This window comes from Pseudomonas sp. DF11, assembly GCF_058148565.1.
Genome location: NZ_JBYVYN010000010.1, coordinates 12,699 through 37,597, shown reverse-complemented (window position 1 = coordinate 37,597; position 24,899 = coordinate 12,699). Strand labels below are relative to the sequence as shown.

Below are 24,899 nucleotides of genomic sequence, written 5' to 3'. Positions count from 1 at the left end.
GATTGAACCTTCCGGCGTGCTCCACTGCTGGGAGTGGAGTTCGCCTATGACCCAAGTAGAAGTAAAAAAAACGCAGGAAAGCCTTCAGGATCGTCTCGCTCAAGTCGTTGAGCTGCTGCAGCGCCAGCGGGTCGTCGAAGACCTGACGCATCGCCAGGAAGGTCCGCATCATGATCGGGTCGAGAACCTGGTCCACCGGCAGAATCTCGTCGAGTTGCAACGCAAGCTCGATGATCTTCACTCCGCTGACGTTGCCTACATTCTTGAAGCCTTGCCACTGGAAGAGCGTCTGACGGTCTGGCAGTTGGTCAAGGCCGATCGTGACGGTGACATCCTGCTCGAAGTGTCGGACTCGGTTCGGGAAACCCTGATCGCCGACATGGATGATCACGAGTTGCTGGCGGCGGCCAAGGAAATGGACGCCGACGAGCTCGCCGACCTTGCGCCCGAACTGCCACGGGACGTTGTCCACGAACTGATGGAAGCCCTCGACGGCCAGCAACGTGAGCGTGTGCGCTCGGCGTTGTCCTATGACGAGGAGCAGGTCGGTGCGCTGATGGACTTCGAGATGGTGACGATCCGCGAGGATGTCAGCCTTGAAGTGGTTTTGCGCTACCTGCGGCGCCTCAAGGAGCTACCCGGCCATACCGACAAGCTTTTCGTGGTCGACTACGACGGCGTGCTCAAGGGCGTGCTGCCCATCAAGCGTCTGCTCGTCAATGACCCGGAAAAGCAGGTGGCCGAGGTCATGGCCAGTGATCCGGTGAGTTTTCACCCGGACGAAGACGCCTACGATGCGGCCCAGGCGTTCGAACGTTATGACTTGATTTCGGCACCGGTGGTCGACAAGAACGGCAAACTGATCGGCCGTCTGACCATCGATGAAATGGTTGACTTGATTCGTGAGGAAAGCGAAAGCGAAGTCCTCAACATGGCCGGTCTGCGCGAAGAAGAAGATATCTTCGCCTCGGTCTGGAAATCCCTGCGTAACCGCTGGGCCTGGTTGGCGATCAACCTGATCACGGCCTTTGTTGCCTCTCGGGTCATTGGTCTGTTCGAGGGCTCCATCGAGAAGCTGGTGGCGCTGGCGGCGCTGATGCCCATCGTCGCCGGCATTGGTGGCAACTCCGGCAACCAGACCATCACCATGATCGTCCGCGCCATGGCGCTGGACCAGGTCAGCACTGGTAATACGTCGCGATTGATGCGCAAGGAACTGGCGGTCGCCCTGATCAATGGTGTGATCTGGGGAGGCGTGATCGGTGTGGTGGCTTACCTGCTTTATGGTAGCTGGTCGCTGGGCGTGGTCATGACCGCCGCGATGACGCTCAACCTGTTGTTGGCGGCGTTGATGGGGGTGTTGATTCCCATGACCCTGGCCCGCATGGGGCGTGACCCTGCCATGGGCGCCAGTGTAATGATCACTGCCATGACGGACAGCGGCGGGTTCTTCATTTTCCTGGGGTTGGCGACGATTTTCCTGCTCTGAGTCGTTCATTCAGAAACCCGCCTGTTTGGCGGGTTTTTTATTGCGCGGAATTTTCTGCGTCTCAATGCATCAATGCCAGTCGTGCAGCCAGCAACACAAAAGCTGACGAGAAGATGCGGCGTATCCACTGCAACACGGATGGACGCTCCAGAACATGGTGGCGCATCGATGCGCAGAACACGCCATAGACGACGAAGATGGCGAAGGTGATAGCCATGAAGATGAAGCTCAGTTGCAGCATGCGCCACGTGGCATTTGTTTCTCCTGGTGAGAGGAATTGCGGTAGGAAGGCGAGGAAGAAAATCGACAGCTTCGGATTCAGCAGATTGAGCAAGATGCCCGAAAAAATCACCGCGCCATTCGAGGGCGGCGTTTTGTTCGGGTCAATGTGCAAGGCTCCGTGGCTCTGGAGTGTGCTCCATGCCATCCACAGCAGGTAAGCGACGCCAAGATACTTGATGATCTCGAAGGCCAATGGGCTGGCGTGCAGCAGTGTGGCGAGGCCCGTGATGGCTGCCAGCATGTGGGGCACGATCCCCAGGGTGCAACTGAATGCGGCTACCACGCTCGCGCGCCTGCCTCGGGCCAGGCCGGCCGCTACCGTATAGACCACGCCAGTGCCAGGCGAAGCCGCCATGATCAGGGATGTGGCAAAAAATTCGAGGTCCATGCGACGCTGCCCTTGGAGTCATGAAGTCTCCAGCCTGCCTGCGATGGCGAGGGGGCGTCTTGAACGAAATTGCTAGTGGCTTTGCCGGGCGTACATACCTGGTGAAAATCCAAAGCTGCGCACGAAGCATCGAGTCATATGGCTCTGATCTGCGAAACCGCTGGTAAGGGACGCGTCGGCCAGCGACATGCCCGCAGCGATCAACTGCCGTGCGCGCTGGATACGTCGTTGCACCAGATAGGCGTGAGGGGGCAATCCGGTCAGGCGGGTGAAGGCGCGCACGAGTTGAAAGCGGCTTAGATCTGCTTCCCTGGCCAGCAATGCAAGCGACATAGGCGACTGCGGGTCGTCGTCGATCATGGTTTTCGCACGGTTTGCCGCAATACCTGGCATGGGTGATATCGGAACGGGTTGATTCAGTAAATGTTCGAGCAGAAGCGAAAGCGTTTCATCGATCTTCATCTGGTCGCCAAACTCTTCAACTTGGGCGATTGTTCGGTACAAGGTGCGGAATAATTCGGCCGCACGCCGGCTTTGCAGCACCGGAAAAGCGAACTCATGGGCGCATATACCCCCATCGTCTGTCATATCCTTGAATGCCTGGGCAATGAGCGGTGGGTCGAAATACAGCATCTGCCAGCGGCGCGTTCCTTCTCCAATGGGGGCTCCGTCGTGCACTTCAGCTGGATTGACCGATATAAGATCGCCAGCAATCGCTTGCACTGGGCCTCGGCCGCTGGCAGAGCGTTGTGCCCCGCGCAAAAGCAAGCCAATGCCGAAATGTTCGTGCATGTGCCGGACAAATGTTCGATCCGAATCGGCCTCGACGATTTCCACGCCCAGCCCTGCAATTCTTCGTACCTTGAATGCGTGACCTGTCATACAGGCCTCCCAGCCCGTGCTTTTAGCGGATCAATTTAACATCGCTGCCATCTATCGGCAGTGGTGTGGGTGGGGAGCGACTCTGATGAACGCTAGAAACGCAGGTCTGGGCCAAACCCCAGGCAAAAAAAAGCCAGCACAAGGCTGGCTTGAGTGTTTGCGGTGCGATCAGGTCGCGTCTGCGGCCATTTCTGCGTCATGGGCTATCAGCGAAACAAGGGCGTTCTGCTGGCGATGGGAGAGTTGTCGGAAGCGTTGAAGCAGCTCACGCTCATGCAACGACAGCTCTGGGCTGTCCAGGCGCATACTCAACTCTTCACCCAACGCGCCTTCCTGAATAAGACTTTGCTCAAGGCGCGCGATGATTTCAGAGTTCATGCTGCGGTGATGATTGCGAGCCACTTCGGCAATGCGTTCCCGCATTCCGTCTGGCAGACGTACGACGAATTTGTCAGCCGTACGGCTGGAATAAATTGCCTGTTTCAATGGGCGCATATATTTAACCGGTTAGTTCAGGGGAGCGGTTCTCGGGATTGGCCGCAGGATGTCGATAGGACAAGCTCCATTGCCAAATGTTCAACCTGAATTGTTAAGAGGCCCGCATCATGCCTCAAAATTGCCAGATCATTGGCGCCAATTCTGTGACAAATTCTGATCCGGGTAAAGGCGTTATGCCAGTACCCTTCATCAAAAAATGCGGACTGGTTGGTAAAAATCAACAGGTCCGCATCTGTGACCGTCGGATTGTGTCTATGTGCCATACCGTCTGGCGGATAACGGAAATGGCCAAAAACGCGTGCCGTCCCTGTCTTGTACAGGATAGTGGCAAATGGCCGATTTACTAGGATAAGCGAGCCAGAGCAGATGAATGGCGGCCAAACTTGACGTTTACGACCTGTCAGCCTTACAGGGAGTACCATTTGCCTACACTTAAAAAGCCATGGGCGACATGACAAACGCAGGGTAGGTCGTTAACATGCACGCCGTCCTACGCACCGCGTCTCTCGTGGTCAATTCGTGTCTCAGTAGCTCAATTGGATAGAGCATCCCCCTCCTAAGGGGAAGGTTGGCAGTTCGAACCTGCCCTGGGACACCATTATAAACAATGGGTTAGCGAAACTACCGCTGACTTTTCCGGTTTGCATCCCTATCTCCCGCACGATCAACCTCGGCCTGAGCGCGCTGTTCAGGCCTGGCACAGCCATTTCTCCCCCTGAGCTGTGACCAACTGCCCATTTCTAGCCATTGGTATCGAGGATATTTCGCTAATGCGAAACTTTCTTCCCACTCTGCTATCTGACCGTCTCGGTACGTTGTAGGACTTTTCCTTCGTTTTCGATGGAATCCGTACCTCTCTTATTTATGTCAGTGCCAGTGCCGCATCCGGCAGGCCTGACTCACCGTGTCTTTGATTCAGGCCACAAGGATGTGACATGCGCCCAGCCGCACCCTGCCGATCGCGTAAACCGAGCAGCGCTTCTCGCCGCGTTGACAGAACCCGTTCATCTGCCCAAAACGCCAAGCGCCTCGCGCTGCTGTTGATGGCGGCATGGATGACGGGCGCGTGGAGTGCGGCACAGGCGGCCGAACCTGAAGAAGAACTGCTGCGCCAGCAAGAGCGCGAACGGGTTTTGCGCGATCAGTTGGAATCCCGGCCGGACGTGCGCCTGCAAGCGGCGCCCGTGGCTGAAGGTGTCGAACGCTTGCCCGCCAAGGAAAGTCCCTGCTTCGCCATCAATGACATCCGCCTGATCGGCGAGGCGTCGGAAAAATTCCAGTGGGCGTTGCGCGCTGCCAATCCCAAGGATGATCCCGCCATCGGTCGTTGTCTCGGTGGCGAAGGGATCAACCTGACCATGAAACGCATGCAGAACGCGATCATCGAGGCCGGTTACGTCACCACTCGCGTGCTCGCCGAAGCCCAGGACTTGAACAGTGGGGTGCTGGTATTGACCCTGGTGCCCGGGCGTATTCGCGATATTCGTTTCGAGGAGGGCACCAGTTCCCGCGCCAATGCCTGGAACGCGATGCCGGCCAATCCTGGTGATCTGCTCAACTTGCGCGACATCGAGCAGGCGCTGGAAAACTTCAAGCGCGTGCCGACCGCCGAGGCCGATATCAAGATCGCCCCGGCCCGGGCCGCCGATGCCAAGCCTGGTGAGAGCGACGTGGTGATCGCCTGGAGCCAGCGATTCCCCGCCCGTGTGAGCCTGTCGGTGGACAACTCGGGCAGTAAGACCACGGGGAAATACCAGGGCAACGTGTCGCTGTCCTTGGACAACCTGCTGTCGCTCAACGATTTGTTCTACGCCAGCGTCAACCATGACCTGGGCGGTGGCGAGTCCGGGCACCGTGGCTCCGATGGCAGCACCCTGCATTATTCGTTGCCGTTCGGCTACTGGCAGTTGGGGTTCACCAGCAGCGAATACAACTACGAACAATCCGTCGCGGGCGCCAACCAGACCTATCAATACCGGGGCGAGAGTCGCAACAACGAGTTGCGTCTGTCCCGTCTGCTGTACCGCGACGCCGTACGCAAGACCACCGCCTGGGGCAGCCTGTGGACGCGCTCGTCGGAGAACTTCATCGACGACACCGAAATCGGCAACCAGAAACGGCGCATGGCCGGCTGGCAATTGGGGCTGGACCATCGGGAGTTCATAGGCGCTTCGATTCTTGACCTGGGCGTCGCCTATCGTCGTGGCACCGGTGCCCATGACTCGCTCAGGGCCCCCGAAGAAGATTTTGATGCCGGCACGTCACGCTCGCAGATCATCACCGCCGACGCCCAGTTGCAGGTGCCGTTCGTGGTCGGCGATCAGCGACTGCGCTACATCGGTGGCTGGCGCGCGCAATGGAACCGTACGCCGCTGGTGCCCCAGGATCGTTTCTCCATTGGCGGGCGTTACAGCGTGCGGGGCTTCGATGGTGAAAACATTCTTTCCGCCGACCGTGGCTGGACCCTGCGCAACGAAATCGGCCTGTCCTTGGGGCAGAGCGGCCAGGAGCTCTACACCGGTATCGACTATGGCGAAGTCAGCGGTCAGGCCAGCGAGTTTCTGATCGGCCAGCGCCTGGCAGGGGCCGTGGTGGGTATTCGCGGCGGTTACAAGGGCTTGTCCTATGACTGGTCGGTGGGTACGCCGTTGAAGAAACCCGATGGTTTCGAGACGGCCAACGTGACCAGCGCCTTCACCGTCATCTGGTCATTCTGAGGTGATCCCATGCAGTTCGAGACGCTAGACATTATCGCCCCCGGCCTGATCGACGAACCCTGGAACGAGGCCGCGGTATTCGGTTCCGCCACCTGGTTGTGGATGCACTCCAAGGCCCATCGCGATGCGCCGTTGCACACCTTGCCGACACTGCTGTTGCCGGCCCTCAAGCATCGCCAGTTCGTGCTCGGCTCTGAACACGGTAAGCCGGTGTTCTACCTGTCCTGGCTCAACCTCGACGAGGCGGCAGAGCAGCGTTACTTGCGTCAGTCGCCGCTGGCGCTGACACAAGACGACTGGAACAGCGGCGAGCGCCTCTGGCTCAACGATTGGGTCGCCCCTTTTGGCCACACAGCGGTATTGAGCCGCTTGTTGCAACGTCATCTTTTCATCGATCGCTGCGCCCGTGCCCTTTATCACCGAGGCGATGAGCGCGGCCTGCGGGTCAAGACGTTCCAAGGGATCGGGGTCATTCCCGAACAGGCCCAGGCCTGGTTTGCCGCCCACCCACTGGCAATCGAAGCGTAACTCCAACCACTGCTCGTGCGGGCTGGCTCCGCAAATGGAATTGCTATGAACAAGCATCTGTACCGAATCGTTTTCAACAAGGCCCGCGGACTGCTGATGGTCGTGGCCGAGAACGTCACCAGCCAGGTCAAGGCGCCGGGGACCCGCTCCGGTCCGTCGACGGGCGCAGCGGCTTGTACGGCGACGCTCGGGGCGTTGCGCTTTGCCTTGATGACGGCGATCGGCCTGGTGTCCTTGAGCATGGCACCGGCCTGGGCTGGAACCATCGTCGCCGACCCGGGTGCTCCAGCCGGCCAGCGACCGACCGTGATACAAAGCGCCAACGGTACGCCGCAGGTCAATATCCAGGCCCCCAGCGCCGCCGGCGTCTCGCGCAACACCTACAACCAGTTCGACGTCGATAGCCGTGGCGTGATCCTCAACAACGGCATCGGCAATAGCCAGACGAAACTGGGCGGCTGGATCGAAGGCAACCCGATGTTGGGCAATGGCAGTGCGCGGGTCATCCTCAACGAAGTCAACGCCAGCAATCCCAGTCAATTGCGCGGTTACGTCGAAGTGGCCGGCCAGCGCGCCGAGGTGGTGATCGCCAACCCGTCCGGCATCACGTGCAACGGGTGCGGCTTCATCAACGCCGACCGGGCCACCCTCAGTACTGGCCGGGCGCAGTTGGAGAACGGTCGCATCACCGGCTACACCGTGCAGGGCGGCACCATCAACATCGAAGGCAAAGGCCTGGATGCCCGTGAGACCGACTACACGGATCTGATTGCCCGCTCGGTGCAGGTCAACGCCGGAGTGTGGGCCAACGACTTGAAGGTCACCGCCGGACGCAATCAGGTCAATGCCGACAACACCCAGGCCACGCCGCTGCCAGCCGCCGATGGGGAAAAACCCACCGTTGCCATCGACGTTGCCAAATTGGGTGGCATGTATGCAGGCAAGATCATGCTGGTGGGCACCGAGTCCGGCGTCGGTGTGCGCAACGCCGGGCAGATCGGCGCCATGGCCGGTGAGGTGGTGATCAGTGCCGACGGCAAACTGCAAAACCAGGGCGCGATCAGCAGCGCAACAGCGACCCGAATCACTGCCGCCAGCGTTGACAACAGCGGCACGCTCTACGCCAAGGGCGACCTGAGACTCGACAGCGCCGGTGACATCGACAACAGCGGCACCGTTGCCAGCCAGAACAATACGACGCTGACCGCCAAGACCCTTCGCAGCACCAAGGCCTCGAGCCTGGCGGCGGGCGTTGGGGCGGATGGCAAGCTGGGCAGCAGCGGCAACCTTGCGCTGCGGGCCAACACGGTCAAGGCGCAAGGCCAGAACCTTGCCGGCGGCGATGTTGGCGTCGAGGCCGCTGACCTGGACCTGAGCAGTAGCCAGACCCTGGGCCGCAACGTCACGCTGACAGCCAGCGCCGGCGATGCCAATCTCAGTGGCAGTCAAGTCGATGCGAGCCAGGTGCTGACCGCCAAAGCGGCCAAGACCCTGCGCACCGATGCGGCCAAAGTCAGCGCCGGCAACCTGCAATTGAGCGCGCGGGATGTTTCCAATGCTGGCGGTGAGCTGGTGCAGACGGGCACCGCCGACACATCGATCACAGCCGTCGCCACGCTCGACAACAGCAGTGGGCGGATTGCCTCCAACGCCAGCAACCTGAAGCTTGGCGCCAATCGTCTCGACAACAGCGGGGGCAAGGTCGAGCACGCTGGCAAAGGCACCCTGGATATCCAGGCCAACCAGTTGGCCGGCAGCAAAGGCACTTTGGCGAGCAATGGCAAGTTGAGCGTCAAGGCCAGCGAGGTGGTGGTTGATGATGGCTTGACCCAAGGCCAACAGATCACGCTCGACACCACGACCTTGTCCAACCAGCGCGGACGCATTCTCCAGACCGGTGCGCAACCTTTGCAGGTCACCGCCCGTGAACGTTTTGACAATCAGGCCGGGCAAGTCAGCAGCCCCGGGGCGGTGGCCCTGAAGGTCGGCGCGTTGAACAACCAAGGCGGTAAAGTCCTCGCCACCGATAACGGTGCGTTGACCGTCACGGCCGACAACGAAGTCAACAACGGCGGCGGGACGCTGGCCGCCAGCGGTACGACAAGGGTCAGCGGCGAGCTGCTGGATAACACCCAAGGCACCGTGAGTGCTGGCGGTGAGCTGCACGCAGAGTTCGACCGCTTGAACAATATCGGCGGCACGCTCGCCGCCACCCAGCGCATGGAGATCATCGCCGGGCAGTTGAACAACACCAACGGCGTGCTGGGTTCGGTGAAGTCCGGGTTGCTGGTCAGCGTCTCGGCCGAGGCATTGAACAACAGCGGCGGGCGCCTTGAAGCGCTGGGCGATATCGATCTGTCGGCCCAGGGCCTGAATAACCAAGGCGGGGTGATCAGTGGCCAGGCCCTGGATCTGGACAGCCACGGCATGCTGGTGGACAACAGCCAGGGCACGCTGAATGCCGGCGCAACCCTCGACCTGCGCAGCGGCGAATTGCGCAACGCGGCGGGCCTGATCCAGGCCAAGGGCAAGCTGTTCATCGACACTGGCAGCCAGGCGCTGAACAACCTCCAGTCGGGCACCACCCAAGGCATCAGCGGCCAGGACGCGGTGGAAATCCACAGCGCCCATTTCAACAACAGCGCCGGCTTCCTCGGCGCCAAGGGCGCGCTGGTGCTCAAGGCCACCGACCTTACCAACGGCAGCGGCGGCCAGATCATTGGCCAGAAGAGCGTACAGGTCGAAGGCGCCCGGGTGGATAACCGCGGCGGTCAGTTGCAGGGCCTTGGCGATGTCCAATTGGTGCTGGGTGAGACGCTCAACAACCAGGGCGGGCTGGTGCGCAGTGCGGGAACGCTGGGCGTGACTGCCGACGTGCTCGACAACAGCGCCACCCAAGGTACCAACCAAGGCCTCGAAGGCCGCGCCATGAGCCTGGCGTTCAACACCTTCGGCAACCAGGCCGGTGCCGTACGCGCCGACGAAGGCTTGTCCATCGGTGTCAGCCAGGTGCTGGATAACCAGGGCGGACTGATCTCCGCAGGGAAAGGCCTGACCATCACCGACCGCGATCCGGCGCAACGTCGCCAGGCGGTGCACAACCTCGACGGGACCTTGCTTGCCGGCAGCCTGTTGTCCCTCAACGCCGCCTATTACGCGGGCACCGGTCGAGCCCTGAGCCTGGGCGACCTGACGTTCAGCCTGCAAAGTGGCCTGGACCTGAGTGGACAGATCCAGGCCAATAACAAGGTTGACCTGAGCACCGGTGGGGCTTTCAACAACAGCGGAAAACTGCTGGCGGGCGGCCTGTTGCAAGTTCACTCGCAAACGCTGGACAACGCCGCCAATGGCGAGATCAGCGCCGGCCAGGTGCGCCTGACCGTCAACGACAGCTTGACCAACCGTGGCCTGATCGACGGCCAGCAGGTGCGTGTGCAAGCGCTGTCGCTGAATAACCTGGGCACTGGGCGTCTGTACGGTGATCGATTGGCGATCGCCACCTCGGCACTGAGCAACCGCGATGAGAACGGTGTCGCCGCGACCATCGCCGCCCGCGAGACGCTGGACATTGGCACCGGCACCCTGGACAACCGCGAACAGGCGCTGATCTTCAGTGCCGGCGACCTCGCCATCGGCGGTGCGCTGAGCGCCACTGACAAGGCCCAGGACCGTGCTCAACTGCTGACCAACGCCAGCGCGACCATCGAGGCCCTCGGCAACCTGTCGCTCGATGTGCAAAGCGTGCGCAACACCAACGAACACTTCAGCACCCAACAGGTGGAAGTCAGCCGCACGGCCTTGCAGGAATTCCAGCTCAGCGGTTCGCCGAACCGCTACCAGGGCGACCAGATTTCCCTGCGTAACGATGAGGTCCTTTACCTCTACACGCCTGAGGGTCGCAAAGACAACTGGAACCGCTACGACTACACCCGCGTGGTCCAGGAAACCCAGATCGCCACCTCGGCACCGGCGCAGATTCTCTCCGGTGGGACGATGCAGATCAACGCAGGCGATGTGCTCAACGACAAGAGCCGCATCATTGCCGGTGGGTTGTTGCAGGCCAACATCGCCAGCCTGACCAACACCGAACTGACCGGCCAGCGCACCACTACCGACAGCGGCACCGCTACGAATTTCTATCGCATCCAGCGCAAGGGCCGGGACCGTCAGGGAACGGCCGTCACCGCCTACACGCCCGCACCCTTGATCCAGGACATTACCCTGCAACCAACCGTGTTCGCCCAGAACGCCGCCGGCAACGGGACGGGGACACAGATCGGCGCCCGCGCCACACAGGGTGTCAGCGAGCAGATAGCCGCCACAGGCACGGTCAGCGCCCCGGTCGACAGGACCTATCAAGTGGCGCCCATCGTCCAGGTCGCGGCCCAGACCACCCTCAACAACAAAGGCGTAGCCGAGCAGATCCGCAGCGGCGGGCCATCCCTGGCATTGCCGAACAACAGCCTGTTCACCACCAATCCCCAGACCACCAGCGGCTACCTGATCGAAACCGACCCGCGCTTTGCCAGCTATCGCACCTGGCTGTCGTCGGACTACATGTTGCAGCGCCTGCAAGTCGATCCGGCACTGACGCAACAACGTTTGGGCGACGGCTTCTACGAACAGAAATTGATTCGCGAACAGATCGCGCAACTCACCGGCCGACGTTTCCTCGATGGCTACGCCAATGACGAAGCGCAGTACCGCGCCCTGATCGACAACGCCGTGACTGTCGCCAGCCAATGGCAACTGGTGCCCGGCGTGGCCCTGACCTCCGCGCAAATGGCCCAGTTGACCAGTGATATCGTCTGGCTGGTGCAGAAGCAGGTCACCCTGGCCAACGGTGACACCCGCAACGTACTGGTGCCGCAGGTGTACGTGCGAGTCCAGGAGGGCGACCTCAATGGCTCCGGCGCCCTGATTGCCGGGCAGCAGTTGAACCTGAACATCGCCGGCAACCTGGTCAACAGTGGCAGCCTGGCCGGGCGCAGTGTCATGGCGATCACCGCGCAGAACATCGAGAACCTCGGTGGGCGCATCCAGGCCGACAAGGCATCGCTCACCGCGCGGGAAAACCTCAACAATCTTGGCGGCCTGATCGGTGCCGTGGACAGCCTGTCGGTCAAGGCCGGGCAAGACATCAACGTCATCTCCAGCAGCCGGGACAGCAGCAGCGCCCAAGGCACCCGCACCAACCTGTCGCGGGTGGCCGGGCTGTTCGTCAGCGGTGCCCAGGGCACGATGGGGGTCAGTGCCGGCAACGACCTCAACCTCACCGGGGCCCAGGTGGTCAATGCCGGCAAGGGCGGTAGCACGTTGCTGGAGGCGGGCAACAACATCAACCTGGCCACCGTCGGCGAAGCGCACCAGCAAGCGCTGACCTGGAACAGCAGCAACTGGCGTAAGGACGCCAGCCGGACCGAAGTCGGCTCCCTGATCCAAGGGCAGGGCGATGTGCGCTTGAGCGCGGGCCAGGACCTCAACGCTCGCGCCGCCCGTGTCACCAGTGAGCAAGGCGCGGTGTTCGTCGAGGCCAAGCGCGACGTCAACCTGACCGCCGGCCAGAACTACCAGTTCGCCGATGAAGCGCACAAGGTCAAAGGCAGCAACGGGATGTTCTCCAGCAAGACCACCACCACCCGTGACACGCTCAGCCAGACCTCGGCCGAAGGCTCCACCCTGAGCGGCGAGCAGACCTATGTGCAGGCCGGTCGTGACATCAACCTCAAGGGCAGCAACGTGGTGTCCACGACCCAGACTGTCCTGGTGGCGGACAACAACGTCAACATCGAAGCGGACACTGACAGCAGCAGCGAACGCCACGACAAGTCCGTGAAGAAAAGCGGCCTGTTCAGCGGCGGTGGCATTGCCGTCACCCTGGGCACCCAGCAACAGAGCGTCAAGGACCTCACCACCGAGCATACGGCCGTGGCCAGTACCGTCGGTTCGACCGCTGGCGATGTGCTGATCGAAGCCGGCAAGGGTTATCGCCAGGTGGGCAGCCAGGTGTCGGCGCCCCAAGGCAACATCGACGTCACGGCGCAGACCATCGACGTCGTCGAGGCTCGCAACACCCGCGAGCGCGAGCGCGAGACGCTGTTCAAGCAGACCGGGTTCACCCTCACCGTGACCAACCCGGTGATCAGCGCGATCCAGACATCCCAGCAGATGAAACGGGCGTCGGAGAAAACCGACGACGGGCGCATGAAGGCCCTGGCCGCCGCTACCGCCGTCATGGCCGCCAACAACGCCGCCACCGCCGTGGCGATGGACCCGGGCGCGGCGGGCGGGATCAACATCAGCCTGTCCCTGGGCACCAAGAAGAACGAAAGCACCACCACCTACACCAGCGATAGCGCGGCCGGCTCGACCATGACCGCCGGCAACGACATCCGCCTGCGCGCGACGGGGGCCGGAGCCGCCAGCGACATTACCGTGCAAGGCAGTGATATCAAGGCCGGACGCAATGCCAGCCTGCTGGCGGACGGTGACATCAACCTGCTCGCCGCCCGCAATATCGACAAGCAGGAGACCGACAGCAAAGGCAGCAGCGCGAGCATCGGCATCGGCTTCTCCCTCGGTGCCCGTAACGGCTTCACCCTGGACCTGGGTGCATCCGGCAGTCGTGGCCAGGCGGATGGCGATGGACTCACCCATACCAATACCCATGTCCAGGCGGGCAACCAGTTGCTGCTGTCCTCCGGCGGTGACACCAACCTCAGAGGCGCGGTGGCGAGCGGCAAGCAGGTATTGGCCGACATCGGCGGCGACCTGAACATCGAAAGCCTGCAAGACACCAACACCTACGTGGTCGATGAGAAGAACCTGGGCGTTGGCATCAGCCTGTGCATTCCGCCGTTCTGCTACGGCATGAGTTCAGTCAACGGCGTCAGCGGCAGCTTCGGCGCCACGGACATCGATTCCAACTACGCCAGCGTGATCGAGCAATCGGGCATCAAGGCCGGGGATGACGGGTTCGACATTCGCGTCGGGGGTAACACCGACCTGGTCGGCGCGGTCATCGCCAGCAGCGACAAGGCCGTGCAGGACGGCAAGAATCGCCTGGTCACCGCCAGCCTCACCAGCCGCGACATCAAGAACAAGGCCGAGTACGACGCCAGCACTGTCAGCGTCGGTGGCGGCTATCGCGAAGTCGGCAAGGACCAGCAGGGCAACGCCACCAGCGGTGGCACGCAGACCCCGGGCACCGACCTGCCGAAGAACGACAACGACCTCAGCGCCACCATGCCGATCGCCATCAGTGCCAGCGACGATGCCAGCAGCGTCACCCGCAGCGGCATCAGTGGCGGCACCATCGTCATCAGCAACGACGCCGAGCAACAGAAGCGCACCGGCAAGAATGGCGAGCAAACCGTCGCCAGCCTCAACCGCGACGTGTCCAGCGACCGCGACACCAGCAACACCCTCAAGCCGATCTTCGACGAAGACGAAATCCGTGCCGGTTTCGAGATCGTCGGGGCGTTCTCCAACGAAGCCAGCACCTTGCTCGCCAACAAGGCCAAGGAGGTCGACCTCAAGCGCAAACAGGCCGAGGCTGACCGGGCCAAGGCCCTCGACCCGAACGCCGACCTGACCGACGTCCAGCGTCTGGCCTTGCTCAACAATTCCCAGCGGCTGAATACAGAAGCCAGCGGCATCGCCGACAAGTGGGGCGCGGGCGGCACCTACCGGCAGATCACCACCGCCCTGGTGGGCGCGGCCAGCGGCAATATCAGTGGCGGCAACAGTGCGTTCGTCCAAGGGCTGGTGGTCAACTACCTGCAGCAGCAGGGGGCTGGCTATATCGGCGACCTGGTGGCGGACGGCAAGCTCACCGAAGGCTCGCCGTTGCACGCCGCCCTGCACGGGATCGTCGCCTGCGCGGGCGCCGCCGCCAGCAGCCAGAGCTGTGGCAGCGGCGCGGCAGGCGCGGCGGCGTCGAGCCTGCTCACCGGCCTGTTCTCCGAAGCCAGCCCCGACGAAAGCGAAGCCCAGCGCGAAGCCAAGCGCAACCTGATCGTCAGCATCGTCACCGGGCTGGCCGCCACCAGCTCCTCGCTGGACCCGGCCACCGCCAACAGCGCCGCCGGCGCTGCGGTGGACAACAACTGGCTGGCGACCCAGCAGTTGGTCCAGGCCGAGAAGGAGTACAGCGAGGCTGACCTGGTGGGCAAAACTAAGGTGGTTGCCAAGTGGGCGTACATTTACCAAAAACAAGAAGTACTGACCCGATTCGGCATCGGCAAGGGCTTGGCGCAGGCGGGTTGGAGCGACGTCGAAGGGCTGGCGCAATTCCTTCTTAATCCGGTTGAAGGGATCAAAGGTATCAAAGCCTTGATCGAGGATCCCGAGGCGCGCCAGAGATTAGGCAACGCCATGGTCGATGACGCCAAAGCCAAAATCGCACGTATCGAAGACGCCCTGGAACACGGCGGCGACGAACGTGCCGTGCAACTGGGCGAGGATATTGGCGAACTGGTCTGGCAAGTCGGCACCATCGCCACGGGCGTGGGCACGGCGGCCAAGGGCGGCGTGGCGCTGGCGAAAACCGGGATCAAGGTGGGGGCCAAAGAGCTTGAAAAAATGGCCGATATGGCCAACATTGCCAAAGCTGAAGCTGCGGCTGGTAAGCCGATGCAGTGGAGCAGCGTGGAGGGGGCGTATAGCAAAAAACTTGAGGGGGGGTATGGCCCTGGCACGACGACTGTTAATGGGAAGGTTGTCGAGAATGCGGGGGAGTACAATGTTGGTGCAAAAGGGGCAGGTACCGCGCTGGAAACAACCAATCCGGTTGCTGTGAGTGGTAGCCGGGCCATCGATAAGGCACAGAGTTACGAAAGTGGTGTGCGTGGGATGTATGGGGATACTGCATTTGCTGAACGTAAATACACGGCAATTGTCGATGGGAAACGTGTCAACGGTGTCGCTGATGAAGTGGCAGTGATCGGCGGGAAACCCACAGCTATTGAAGCAAAATTTGTCGATGACTGGGCTAGTTCTATTCGGAACCCAGAAAGCCTGGCTGGCTCGAAGCCGTGGTCAGTAGCTGAGCAGACGAAAATGGTAGATCAGGCGAAGAAATACTCCTCTGCTTTCGATGGCGGTGTTATTTATCATACGAACAGCCGAGAACTAGCTAGTTATTATTCGAAGGTGTTTGCCGATGCGGGCGTCACAAACTTTAAATTTGTAATTACCCCGGCAACAAAGTGAGGTGTGAGATGAGTAGTGATCGGGAAGCGTTAGAAAAAATTCTGGGTGGAAAAATTGAGCAGTCGAACGCTCGAAATGTACCTGGTGTTACGGTTGTGGATGGGCAGCAAGTTGTTTATTTTTCGGACGATGGGAAAAATAAACTACGAAAACAATTTAATAACATTACTTGCTTTTCTGAGCCTCCGAATGCTGTTCGCGGAGGGGTAAATGATCGCGGGTGCAAAGTCACACCGCCCTCGGGACCTATTTTTCATGCGATTTCCTATCATGGTGATCTTGATGGTTGGAGAAAAGATATTGAGGCAGGGGCAATGGGCCTTGGTCTATTACTCGCCCAAATCAAAGGTGATCAATTGGTTATTTCCGATGGCCGCTCAATCCCTCTGTCAGATTGCAAAATAGAATTTTCTTGATCATTACTTATCCTCGACACTGGCCTTGAGTCGGTGTTGTTTTATCGGTGTTAGTCTTTCTTCTTGGCTGTAGTGGAAAAGGTGGAAAAGGGACGGATTTATTTGTTGGAAAGGGGAAGGTTTATTTAATTGTTAGGCTCCTAGGTTTCCAAATAAATCTGTCCCCTTTTCTTCGCCCTTTTCTTCTATTACCGCCGCTACCAAAGGCTGGGGAAATAGGTATGAAGTCTTTATTGTCCGACTGGTGCGCCTTCTGTGAAGGCAGGGCAGTCTTCGATAAATCTCACTTTTTGGGATTGTTGAAAGCGCACAGTGGTTCCGAGGAGCTTCGACGTATATTCAGCTATTTTCCGTTTTCGGAAGAGCTGGTTGATAGAGCCGAGCGCATTCTAGCCTCTGGAGATATGGAGAAGTCTCTGTATCTCTTGCCAAGACTTAAAGTTGGAAAGGACGAATTAATTCAGCTAGGCCGGGAGTGGTTCAAGGAGCAAGAAAGAGTGTGCGGGGTGCTCGGTGATTCCGAGGTCCTAAAAATTTGTGAAAGTGCCCAGATGCTTTTTGTTGATGGTCACGATATGGATCACTGGCTTCAGCAAGATATTCCTCATTACTGGTTGTTTGATGAAATTGGGGATGCAATCAGGGGGAGCAGAGTTTCTGATGCCGAGCAGACTTATGCGCTGTTTGAGGCGTTCTATGGATTGGCTGCGGATTATTATCTTGCTTGGTACGTTGGGCGGCCATTGTTTGAATTTAATATTAATTTGGAGTCTTACTTTAGATTCTGGCGAGCTGGAGGGCGCTGTGCTCTAACCGAGAGTGGGTTCTTAGTGGCTCACTAAAGCAGAGTGGATCAGTCATAAATAATATTCTCCATTGAGCTACCAACGGGAGATCACACGGAGGTGAGAGACGAAGATTTCGAGTGTTTCATTCGTATAATGGGTGAGGCAACATCATATCGGCAGGTGCTTGACTCCCATATTGCGAAATATCGGGGAGTACTACCGGACGCGTTGCTCACCTATTGGCAGAAAGAAGGTTGGTGTGGGTATGCCAATGGACTTTTCTGGACGGTGGACCCAGACGATTACAAACACCTGCTCGATATGTGGTTAGCCGGTACTGAATTTTCGCACATAGATAATTATCACGTCATTGCCCGGAGTGCTTTTGGAACGCTGTATGCTTGGGGGGAGAAATACAATCAGAAGATTGTTGTTTCATGTCCGACGGGATCTATCGTTGCGTTGATGAATAAACTGAAAGTGCCTAATAAAGATCCGGATCTAGCCATTCAGACGTTTTTCGCTATGTCTGATAAAGAACGTTATGATCTGGAGGATAATCAAGGTGAGTTTTTATTTGATCGAGCGCTAAAAAAATTGGGTGCACTTGACGAGCGTGAGGTCTACGGTTTTGAGCCGGCATTGTTTGTTGGAGGGACGGCTTCGCTGGATCAGTTGGTTAAGTGCAATTTGGAGGTTCACGTAACGAACCTTCGACAGATGCGTTCCTGAGTGAGCACGGTAAGCGGAACGACGTTGTACTGGCGTAAAGGAGTATATCGAAATGGATGAAATCAACGTCCGGCTTCATCAGCACCGGCGCTGGCTGTCGCAGTCGGAAGGCCTGACGGCTCAAGAGCTTGACTATATCGATGAGGACCTTGCCAGCGACTCATTAAACGGATTGGCCAATGTGGCTGACTCGTTGGGGATGCTGGCGACTTATTACGGCATTCGGGGCGAAGTCGCGATCAGTGACGGAGAGGCTACTGGCTGGGAAGAGGTCTCGCGCTCGATGATGTACCGTTATTGGGCGCTGATGCTCAAGGCCAAGGCTTTCTCCAAAACGAGTTTTCTTCAAGGCATCCAAACCGTCCCCAATCTGACTAACCAGTTGAGCATTGCTGGGTGCTTGCTGGCCGGGTTGATAGCGGTTGATCGTCGTGATCTGGCTGCATCCGTGGCCGATGTGCTTGCCGGAATGTTGTCTGTCAAAGGCGCCGTCGATTCGAGCTATCTTGAACGGCGTCGATTTGAACCTTTCATGCTCTGGCTTTATTCAGTCTATTCGCAAGGTGCTGCGCTTCCAGAGATCAAGTCGATGGATCTGGGCATTTATCAAAAAGTGATAGACGAATGGACAAATGAGCAAGGGCTTGCTGATGCGCTGGAAGCGCTTTGTCGATATCACTTATCCAACGCTGAAGACAACGGTGGGGCCTGGGATCCTGAGTTCAAGCATGCGCCTTTCGATCTGTTGCCTTTAGAGATCCACGCGATTTTCCAGGTCCGACAGCAACTGGGTTTGACTGCTCCAGCGGTGTCGAGTCCGTTGTTGTCCGCAGAGACGGCTGCGCTAGAAAACCTGGTCATCATTTCTGATCAGCTTGCTGTTCGGGTGGAGACGGCCTACGAGCGTTTCTTCGGGCTTTAGGTATAGGCGCACGGGCTCCCAGCTTAAATACAGGCAAATTCCAGGATGTTAAATTTCGGGAGGAAACATAGGTGATTCGGGCACCGCTAGGAGACTCCCGCTACTGGTCGGAATGGGTTGAGTATAGTGATCAGAGCATCGTTGATGCGCTTGAAACCGCCGCTAAACCTGCCGGCGATCCCGACTATGCGCCGCAGTACGTTTTCATCATTGCGCAGAAACACTGGCACCAGATGCTAAGTCGCTACTCTGCCGGATGTCCTATTGCCGACCTGTCGCGTTATTTCCCTGGATTACTCGATGCCTGGGAGGAGGCTGAGCGTCTCGGTGCGTAAGTCTGGACTCCGGAGCAGCAACTCACCCGTCACAGCTGGCGCGTCAACTACGATCATTACATTGTCTGCTTCTGGTTGGTCGGCTTGGGGTTGGCACTGGAAATACCAGATGATCAATGGCAAAGGCTGCTGGTCCTTATCGGCAACGAAGGGGAGGATGTGCTGCTCGACCGGATCATCGCGAGTCGCAGTCCAGCGCGCACAGTAGGGCCCGTTCTCCTTTACCCTAAACCCTATGGACGATTGCTGGCGGCAGTCGATGTACCGGTGGATGCGCAAGCCTCAAAGCTGGAGGCTTTCGTCAGTCACTGGTATCAGGAAATACGTACGGGAGCGAAAACCGGCTCTGATCCACAGGCGGTCAATTATAAACATCCCTATTGGTACACCTACGGCGATGAAAACTTCGACGGCGGCGCCTATTTCGGTCGTTGGTGCGTAGAGGCCGTGGTGGCGGTCAAGGCTTTCGATATGGACGACTCACAGTGCTTGGGGCTTGAGCATTACCCTGGGGACTTATTGAGGCCCAACGGCCCGAGTACGCATCCGGCGAGGCAGGAACTTGAACTGCCTGCTGCGTTGGCGGTGGAGAGTAAGGTTGGTTTTTGGGCGAAGTTGTTGAGGCGACATTAGCGGTTTCGAGCAGGCCTACAGCCCTTTCTTTCAGTTAAGTAATGACATGCGGCGAGCTGAAATGAAGTATTACCTGTTGCGAGAAGATGTGCAGTTTCCAGAACGCTGGTATTTGGGCGATATAAAACACTGCAACAACTGGCTCTTCATCGATCCCCCTTCTGAGTACATGGAGCCGTGTACCTATGCCCTTGAGGTTCGCGAGAAAGGCGTGAATCTGGATTTTTCCCTGGCTGGATATGCCTCTGTGCCGGTCCTGAGCGAAAAGGCCAGGGATGCATTGGTGGGAATTCCCGACGTTGATGAACCGTATATGAATGTCGTGCTTGAGCCAGTGACGGTTGCGGGGGAGCAAGCTCACGTTTGTCACTACGTAATGATTGTCGAGACCCAATTGGATTGCGTGGACGAATCACGGTCCGCCTTCAAAAAATATGAGGTCAATGACCCCGTACGACCTGATCGAGCTGGCGAATACAGTGTTTTTCTGAACCTCGTCATTGATCCTGCCAAGGTTCAGGGAAAACATATTTTTCGTGTCAAGAAGCATTTGGGGGCGTTGATAGTGAGCGAGGATGTGAAGCTTAGTCTGGAGCGAGCAGGTCTTACAGGGATGTTATTCGAAGGTGTGAATGGCGAGGGTGAAGTTGTTTGTTGATTAGCGGGAGCCAGTACGTTCGCTGCGAGGCAAGAGACTGAGTCGAAGAGGGAGGTTTTACATCACCCATTGTGGCGAGGGGATTTATCCCCGCTGGGCTGCGAAGCAGCCCAAAACGGCAACGGATCAAACTGATACACCGCAAGCGCAGATTGGGGGCCGCTTCGCGACCCAGCGGGGATAAATCCCCTCGCCACAGATTCTTTGTTTGTCGCGACTCTGTGCCTGGCAGGTCGTCCGCACGCGGTTTCTCCCCCACGTTCCTCTTAACGGAACGCCACCTCCTGCCGATAACCCGATGAGCCCGGTTTTCTCCAGCGTTTCGGCTCGCAATGTGCGTCACGACACAGCCAGGCCAAGCGGTTGCTGAAATCCCTTGAACGTTGCTGGCTGGTGGCTATCATCTGCGCGCCTCGGGGCTGTGACACGGCATTTCGTTGTTATGCCATTGGGTTATTTTCTTACTTGCCTGGACATCCTCGATGCTGGCGTACCACCAAAAAAGTTTTCTGATCGTCGATGATTTCTCGGATTTCCGCAGTTCGATCCGCTCCATGTTGCGTGAGCTGGGCGTCAAGGACGTGGACACCGCCGACACCGGTGAAGTGGCGCTGCGCATGTGTTCGCAGAAGCGCTATGACTTCATCTTGCAGGACTATCACCTGGGCGACGGGCGCAAGAATGGCCAGCAGGTGCTCGAAGACCTGATGGTCGAGAAGTTGATCAGCCATGAAAGTGTGTTCCTCATGGTGACCGCCGAGACGAGCCAGGCGATGGTGCTCAGTGCCCTGGAGCATGAGCCCGATGCGTACCTGACCAAACCGTTCAACCGCTCCGGCCTGGCCCAGCGGCTGGAACGGCTCGAGCAGCGCAAGACCTTGCTCAAGCCGATCCTGCAGGCCCTGGATCGTGGCAAGCCAATGGAAGTGCTCAATGCCTGCATCGCCCTGTGCAAGCAGGATCCGCGCTACGGGCCGTTGTGCCTGCGTTATCGCGCCGATGCGTTGCGCGACCTGAATCAGAACGAAGCCCTGGAGCGACTGTACAACTCCATCCTCGAGGATCGTCCGTTGCCGTGGGCCTACGCGGGGCTGGGCAAGTTGATGTTCAAGCGCGGCCAGGTGGGGCAGGCCAAGGCCGTTTATGAAAAGGCCCTGAAAGTCTTCCCGATGATGCCGGCGTTGTATGACGGCATGGCCGAGGTGTTGGTGGCCGAAGGCGACACCAAGCAGGCGCAGCACGTGCTGGAAGAAGCGGTGCGCCTGTCGCCGCTGGCGGTGCGCCGTCAATCGTTGCTGGGCAAGCTGGCGATGACCAACGAAGACTACGACACGGCTTCCCGGGCCTATCGCCAGGCGGTCGGGCAGGGCGCGCAGTCGCGCTTCAAGGACCCGGAAAGCAATCTCGGCCTGGCCCATGCACTGATCAGCAAGGGCAGCGAAAAAGGTCTCGATACCCGGACCCGGCTGGAGATCAACACGACCCTCAGCGCCGTGGCGAAGGAGAACCTCAACGACCCCGGGCTGCAGGTCCGGGCGCGGCTGATGAAGGCCACCAGCCTGTTGCTCAATGATGCCGAGACCGCCGAGAAACTCACCGAACAGGCTTTGCAGCGCCTCGATGGCATGGAGCAGTTCATGAGTGCCGAGGCCGCGTTGCTGGTGGCCAAGCAGTTGCAAATGCTCGGGCAGACCAGCGCCGGCGAATCGATGCTCAAGAACTGCGCGGAAATCTACGGTGATGACCCGGCCGTGATGCAAGGCATCGCCAAGCTCACCGACGACCCGAACATCCTCAACCAAGGCAACGCCGCCGCCGAGCTCAACCGCGAAGGCGTGCGGGTCTACAAGACCGGCGCGTTGCCGGAGGCGCGGGAGTTGTTCCGCCGGGCCCTGAAGATGCAACCGAAGAACATCAGTATTGCCCTGAACATGGCGCAGTCCCTGTTGCACGGCACCGATACCAGTGTGGAATCGGAACTGCTGCAGGAGTGCCGCGCCTGCCTGAAACTGGTGGGCATGATGCCCGACACTGATGCGCGTTTTGCGCGTTATCAAAAACTGCGAAGCAAGGCATTTGGCGATGAATGACAGCGAACAGGCACTCGATTTTTCCACGGTGATCGCGTCTACCGTGCACGACATGAAAAACTCCCTGACCTTGCTCATGCAGGCGCATGGGCAATGGCTCGAGCGCCTGCCCGACGCCGAGCGCCAGACCTCGGAGCAGGGCGTCATCGAGTTCGAGTTCGCTCATCTCAATGGCCTGATGGTGCAGTTGCTGGGGCTGTACAAGCTCGGCGTCAACCAGTTGCCGCTGCACCCGGCCTATCATGAGCTGGACGATTTCATCGAGGCGCAACTGGCCGGCCATCAGGATGTATTCCGCAGTCGCGGGATCATGGCCACCTACGACGTCGATCCGCTCAGCCCCCTGGGCTTTTTCGACCGCGAGCTGGTGGCTTCGGTGCTCGACAACTGCATCAACAACGCCATTCGTCATGCGCGCCAGGCGTTGCTGATCAGTGTGAGCGACGAGGCCGGGCAACTGGTGCTGACCATCAATGACGACGGCGAAGGTTACCCGCCAGAGATGATCGAGCGTCAGGCCGAGTATGTGCAGGGTATCAACCACAGCAGCGGCAGCACCGGGTTGGGCTTGTACTTTGCTGCGCGGATTGCCGGGCTGCACCAGCGCGGCGGCGTGAGCGGGCGGACTGAGATTGCCAATGGCGGTGTGTTGGGCGGTGGAGTGTTCCGGCTTTACCTGCCCTGAACATGCCCTGCATAAATAGCGCTGCCACCACATAAAACCTGTGGGAGCGGGCTTGCTCGCGAAGACGGTGTGTCAGCATTGCAAATGTTTTACTGACCCACCGCTTTCACGAGCAAGCCCGCTCCCACAATGTATTCCAAGGTTCGGTGTTTATTCTTACCGGGTGCTTGATATTCCGAACAGCCGAAGCCTATTTTGTACGGGTTGCCGTTCGCGGCTCGCACATAACAAGGATTGCGTCATGACGACCGATGGCCAGCGTTCACTCGCGCAGCGACTGACGGGCATTGATGAGATTGAATGCGTTACGCCGGATTTGAATGGCGTGCCGCGGGGCAAGGTGATGACCGCCGAAGGTTTCCTCGAAGGTCGGCGGTTGCAACTGGCGCGAGGCGTGCTGCTGCAATGCATCATGGGCGGTTACCCACCGTCGCGTTTCTACGGCAGCGATGACGGTGACCTGGCGCTGGTGGCGGACCCGAAACAGATCCACCGCCTGCCGTGGAGCCAACAGCCCCGTGCTCTGGCGATTTGCGATGCCGACGAACTGACCGGTGAAAGCTCCCGGCTCTCCACGCGCGGCCAGCTCAAGGCCGTTGTCGCTCGTTATGCAGCCCTGGGCCTGGCCCCGGTGGTGGCGACCGAACTGGAGTTCTTCGTGTTCGCCCCCAATGCTGATCCGACCCAGCCGTTCCAGCCGCCGCTGGGCCTGGATGGGCGTCGCGAAGACGGCCAGTCGGCGTTCAGCATCAGCTCCAACAACGGCCTGCGCCCATTCTTCAGCGAAGTCTATGAATGCATGGCGGCGCTGGGCTTGCCTCGCGACACCTTCATGCATGAAATGGGCGTGAGCCAGTTCGAGATCAATCTGCTGCACGGCGACCCTTTGTTGCTGGCCGACCAGACGTTCCTGTTCAAGCACCTGCTCAAGGAAGTGGCCCTCAAGCACGGCCTGACCGTGGTTTGCATGGCCAAGCCGCTGGCTCACACGCCGGGCAGTTCGATGCATATCCACCAAAGCGTTGTCGAGGCAGGCAGCGGTCGTAACGTCTTCAGCGACGAGGCGGGCGAACCGACGGCCACTTTCCGGCATTTCATCGGTGGGCAACAGGCGTGCCTGGCGGATTTCACCGCGTTGTTCGCGCCGAACGTGAATTCCTATCAGCGCCTGTGCCATCCGTTCGCTTCGCCGAACAATGCCTGTTGGTCCCATGACAATCGTTCGGCCGGCTTGCGGATTCCCGCCAGTTCGCCGGTGGCCCGGCGGGTCGAGAACCGCTTGCCGGGGGCCGATGCCAACCCCTACCTGGCGATTGCCGCCAGCCTGGCTGCCGGGTTATACGGGATTGAACATCGCCTGGAGCCGAGCGCGGCGATCCAGGGTGAATTCGAAGTGCCGGATAATCTGTCGTTGCCATGTACCTTGCATGCCGCCTTGGAGCGTCTGAAGCGTAGTCATCTGGCGAAGGAACTGTTCGGCACGGAGTTCATCGAAGGCTACATCGCTTCCAAGACCCTGGAGCTGACCAGCTTCTTCGATGAAATCACGCCCTGGGAGCGACGTGTCCTAGCGGCCCAGGCATAAAGAACCGCCGCATTCGGGCTATCTTCAATAGATAGCCCTTACTCACCTCAAGGAGCCG

Annotated in this window: 16 protein-coding genes, 1 tRNA gene and 1 pseudogene; 15 read left to right on the top strand and 3 right to left on the bottom strand. The window is 59.2% G+C overall.

The window, feature by feature from the left end; all coding sequences use genetic code 11:
• Positions 1-46: 46 nt before the first annotated feature.
• Positions 47-1,489 carry a magnesium transporter gene (gene mgtE / locus AC30D9_RS24635; RefSeq protein ID WP_134925469.1) on the top strand — a complete coding sequence of 481 codons (1,443 nt, stop codon included), beginning with the start codon at positions 47-49 and terminating at the stop codon, positions 1,487-1,489.
• Between the two features lie 61 nt (positions 1,490-1,550).
• On the opposite strand, the gene AC30D9_RS24630 is transcribed toward mgtE, so the two are convergent.
• The 3 genes from AC30D9_RS24630 to AC30D9_RS24620 all read right to left on the bottom strand — a co-directional run bounded on the left by AC30D9_RS24630 (position 1,551) and on the right by AC30D9_RS24620 (position 3,536).
• Positions 1,551-2,159, bottom strand: a complete 609-nt coding sequence (locus AC30D9_RS24630; protein ID WP_490145055.1) for a LysE family translocator — start codon at positions 2,157-2,159, stop codon at positions 1,551-1,553.
• A 72-nt stretch (positions 2,160-2,231) separates the two neighbouring features.
• Positions 2,232-3,041: an AraC family transcriptional regulator gene (locus AC30D9_RS24625; RefSeq protein ID WP_490145054.1), complete on the bottom strand. Its 810-nt coding sequence runs from the start codon at positions 3,039-3,041 to the stop codon at positions 2,232-2,234.
• A gap of 168 nt (positions 3,042-3,209) precedes the next feature.
• Entirely contained in the window at positions 3,210-3,536 is a 327-nt protein-coding gene (locus AC30D9_RS24620) for an Arc family DNA-binding protein (RefSeq protein ID WP_003204761.1), read from the bottom strand.
• A gap of 524 nt (positions 3,537-4,060) precedes the next feature.
• On the opposite strand from AC30D9_RS24620, the gene AC30D9_RS24615 reads away from it, so the two are divergent.
• The 14 genes and pseudogenes from AC30D9_RS24615 (at position 4,061) to AC30D9_RS24550 (ending at position 24,841) form a co-directional block, all read left to right on the top strand.
• A tRNA-Arg gene (locus tag AC30D9_RS24615) sits at positions 4,061-4,137 on the top strand.
• A gap of 457 nt (positions 4,138-4,594) precedes the next feature.
• Positions 4,595-6,256 (top strand): ShlB/FhaC/HecB family hemolysin secretion/activation protein, encoded by a 1,662-nt coding sequence (locus AC30D9_RS24610; RefSeq protein ID WP_490145053.1) that lies wholly within the window; start codon positions 4,595-4,597, stop codon positions 6,254-6,256.
• 9 nt (positions 6,257-6,265) lie between these two features.
• Entirely contained in the window at positions 6,266-6,784 is a 519-nt protein-coding gene (locus AC30D9_RS24605; protein WP_307575392.1) for a toxin-activating lysine-acyltransferase, read from the top strand.
• Between the two features lie 45 nt (positions 6,785-6,829).
• Positions 6,830-15,997 carry a two-partner secretion domain-containing protein gene (locus AC30D9_RS24600; protein ID WP_490145052.1) on the top strand — a complete coding sequence of 3,056 codons (9,168 nt, stop codon included), beginning with the start codon at positions 6,830-6,832 and terminating at the stop codon, positions 15,995-15,997.
• 8 nt (positions 15,998-16,005) lie between these two features.
• Complete coding sequence (locus AC30D9_RS24595) at positions 16,006-16,413, top strand: hypothetical protein (RefSeq protein ID WP_490145051.1); 408 nt, start codon at positions 16,006-16,008, stop codon at positions 16,411-16,413.
• 221 nt (positions 16,414-16,634) lie between these two features.
• Positions 16,635-17,255 (top strand): hypothetical protein, encoded by a 621-nt coding sequence (locus AC30D9_RS24590; protein WP_490145050.1) that lies wholly within the window; start codon positions 16,635-16,637, stop codon positions 17,253-17,255.
• A gap of 63 nt (positions 17,256-17,318) precedes the next feature.
• Positions 17,319-17,933, top strand: a complete 615-nt coding sequence (locus AC30D9_RS24585; protein WP_490145049.1) for a GAD-like domain-containing protein — start codon at positions 17,319-17,321, stop codon at positions 17,931-17,933.
• Between the two features lie 52 nt (positions 17,934-17,985).
• Entirely contained in the window at positions 17,986-18,855 is an 870-nt protein-coding gene (locus AC30D9_RS24580) for a hypothetical protein (RefSeq protein WP_490145048.1), read from the top strand.
• A gap of 71 nt (positions 18,856-18,926) precedes the next feature.
• Positions 18,927-19,307 (top strand): annotated as a pseudogene (locus tag AC30D9_RS24575) (PoNe immunity protein domain-containing protein); the annotation flags it as partial.
• Positions 19,308-19,349: 42 nt separating this feature from the next.
• A complete protein-coding gene (locus AC30D9_RS24570) occupies positions 19,350-19,823 on the top strand; it encodes a PoNe immunity protein domain-containing protein (RefSeq protein ID WP_280633902.1) in 474 nt (157 codons plus the stop codon).
• A 61-nt stretch (positions 19,824-19,884) separates the two neighbouring features.
• On the top strand, positions 19,885-20,481 hold the full coding sequence (locus AC30D9_RS24565) for an imm11 family protein (RefSeq protein ID WP_134925460.1): 597 nt from the start codon (positions 19,885-19,887) through the stop codon (positions 20,479-20,481).
• 482 nt (positions 20,482-20,963) lie between these two features.
• A complete protein-coding gene (locus tag AC30D9_RS24560; protein WP_307575380.1) occupies positions 20,964-22,571 on the top strand; it encodes a tetratricopeptide repeat-containing response regulator in 1,608 nt (535 codons plus the stop codon).
• A complete protein-coding gene (locus tag AC30D9_RS24555; protein WP_134925458.1) occupies positions 22,564-23,256 on the top strand; it encodes a sensor histidine kinase in 693 nt (230 codons plus the stop codon). Before AC30D9_RS24560 ends, AC30D9_RS24555 begins: the two co-directional genes overlap by 8 nt.
• A 343-nt stretch (positions 23,257-23,599) precedes the next feature.
• Positions 23,600-24,841 carry a glutamine synthetase family protein gene (locus tag AC30D9_RS24550; protein WP_490145108.1) on the top strand — a complete coding sequence of 414 codons (1,242 nt, stop codon included), beginning with the start codon at positions 23,600-23,602 and terminating at the stop codon, positions 24,839-24,841.
• Positions 24,842-24,899 lie beyond the last annotated feature (58 nt).

Coding starts and splice junctions, on each gene's coding strand:
- mgtE (WP_134925469.1), top strand. CDS start 47: ATGACCCAAGTAGAAGTAAAAAAAACGCAGGAAAGCCTTCAGGATCGT.
- AC30D9_RS24630 (WP_490145055.1), bottom strand. CDS start 2,159: ATGGACCTCGAATTTTTTGCCACATCCCTGATCATGGCGGCTTCGCCT.
- AC30D9_RS24625 (WP_490145054.1), bottom strand. CDS start 3,041: ATGACAGGTCACGCATTCAAGGTACGAAGAATTGCAGGGCTGGGCGTG.
- AC30D9_RS24620 (WP_003204761.1), bottom strand. CDS start 3,536: ATGCGCCCATTGAAACAGGCAATTTATTCCAGCCGTACGGCTGACAAA.
- AC30D9_RS24610 (WP_490145053.1), top strand. CDS start 4,595: ATGACGGGCGCGTGGAGTGCGGCACAGGCGGCCGAACCTGAAGAAGAA.
- AC30D9_RS24605 (WP_307575392.1), top strand. CDS start 6,266: ATGCAGTTCGAGACGCTAGACATTATCGCCCCCGGCCTGATCGACGAA.
- AC30D9_RS24600 (WP_490145052.1), top strand. CDS start 6,830: ATGAACAAGCATCTGTACCGAATCGTTTTCAACAAGGCCCGCGGACTG.
- AC30D9_RS24595 (WP_490145051.1), top strand. CDS start 16,006: ATGAGTAGTGATCGGGAAGCGTTAGAAAAAATTCTGGGTGGAAAAATT.
- AC30D9_RS24590 (WP_490145050.1), top strand. CDS start 16,635: ATGAAGTCTTTATTGTCCGACTGGTGCGCCTTCTGTGAAGGCAGGGCA.
- AC30D9_RS24580 (WP_490145048.1), top strand. CDS start 17,986: ATGGATGAAATCAACGTCCGGCTTCATCAGCACCGGCGCTGGCTGTCG.
- AC30D9_RS24565 (WP_134925460.1), top strand. CDS start 19,885: ATGAAGTATTACCTGTTGCGAGAAGATGTGCAGTTTCCAGAACGCTGG.
- AC30D9_RS24560 (WP_307575380.1), top strand. CDS start 20,964: ATGCTGGCGTACCACCAAAAAAGTTTTCTGATCGTCGATGATTTCTCG.
- AC30D9_RS24555 (WP_134925458.1), top strand. CDS start 22,564: ATGAATGACAGCGAACAGGCACTCGATTTTTCCACGGTGATCGCGTCT.
- AC30D9_RS24550 (WP_490145108.1), top strand. CDS start 23,600: ATGACCGCCGAAGGTTTCCTCGAAGGTCGGCGGTTGCAACTGGCGCGA.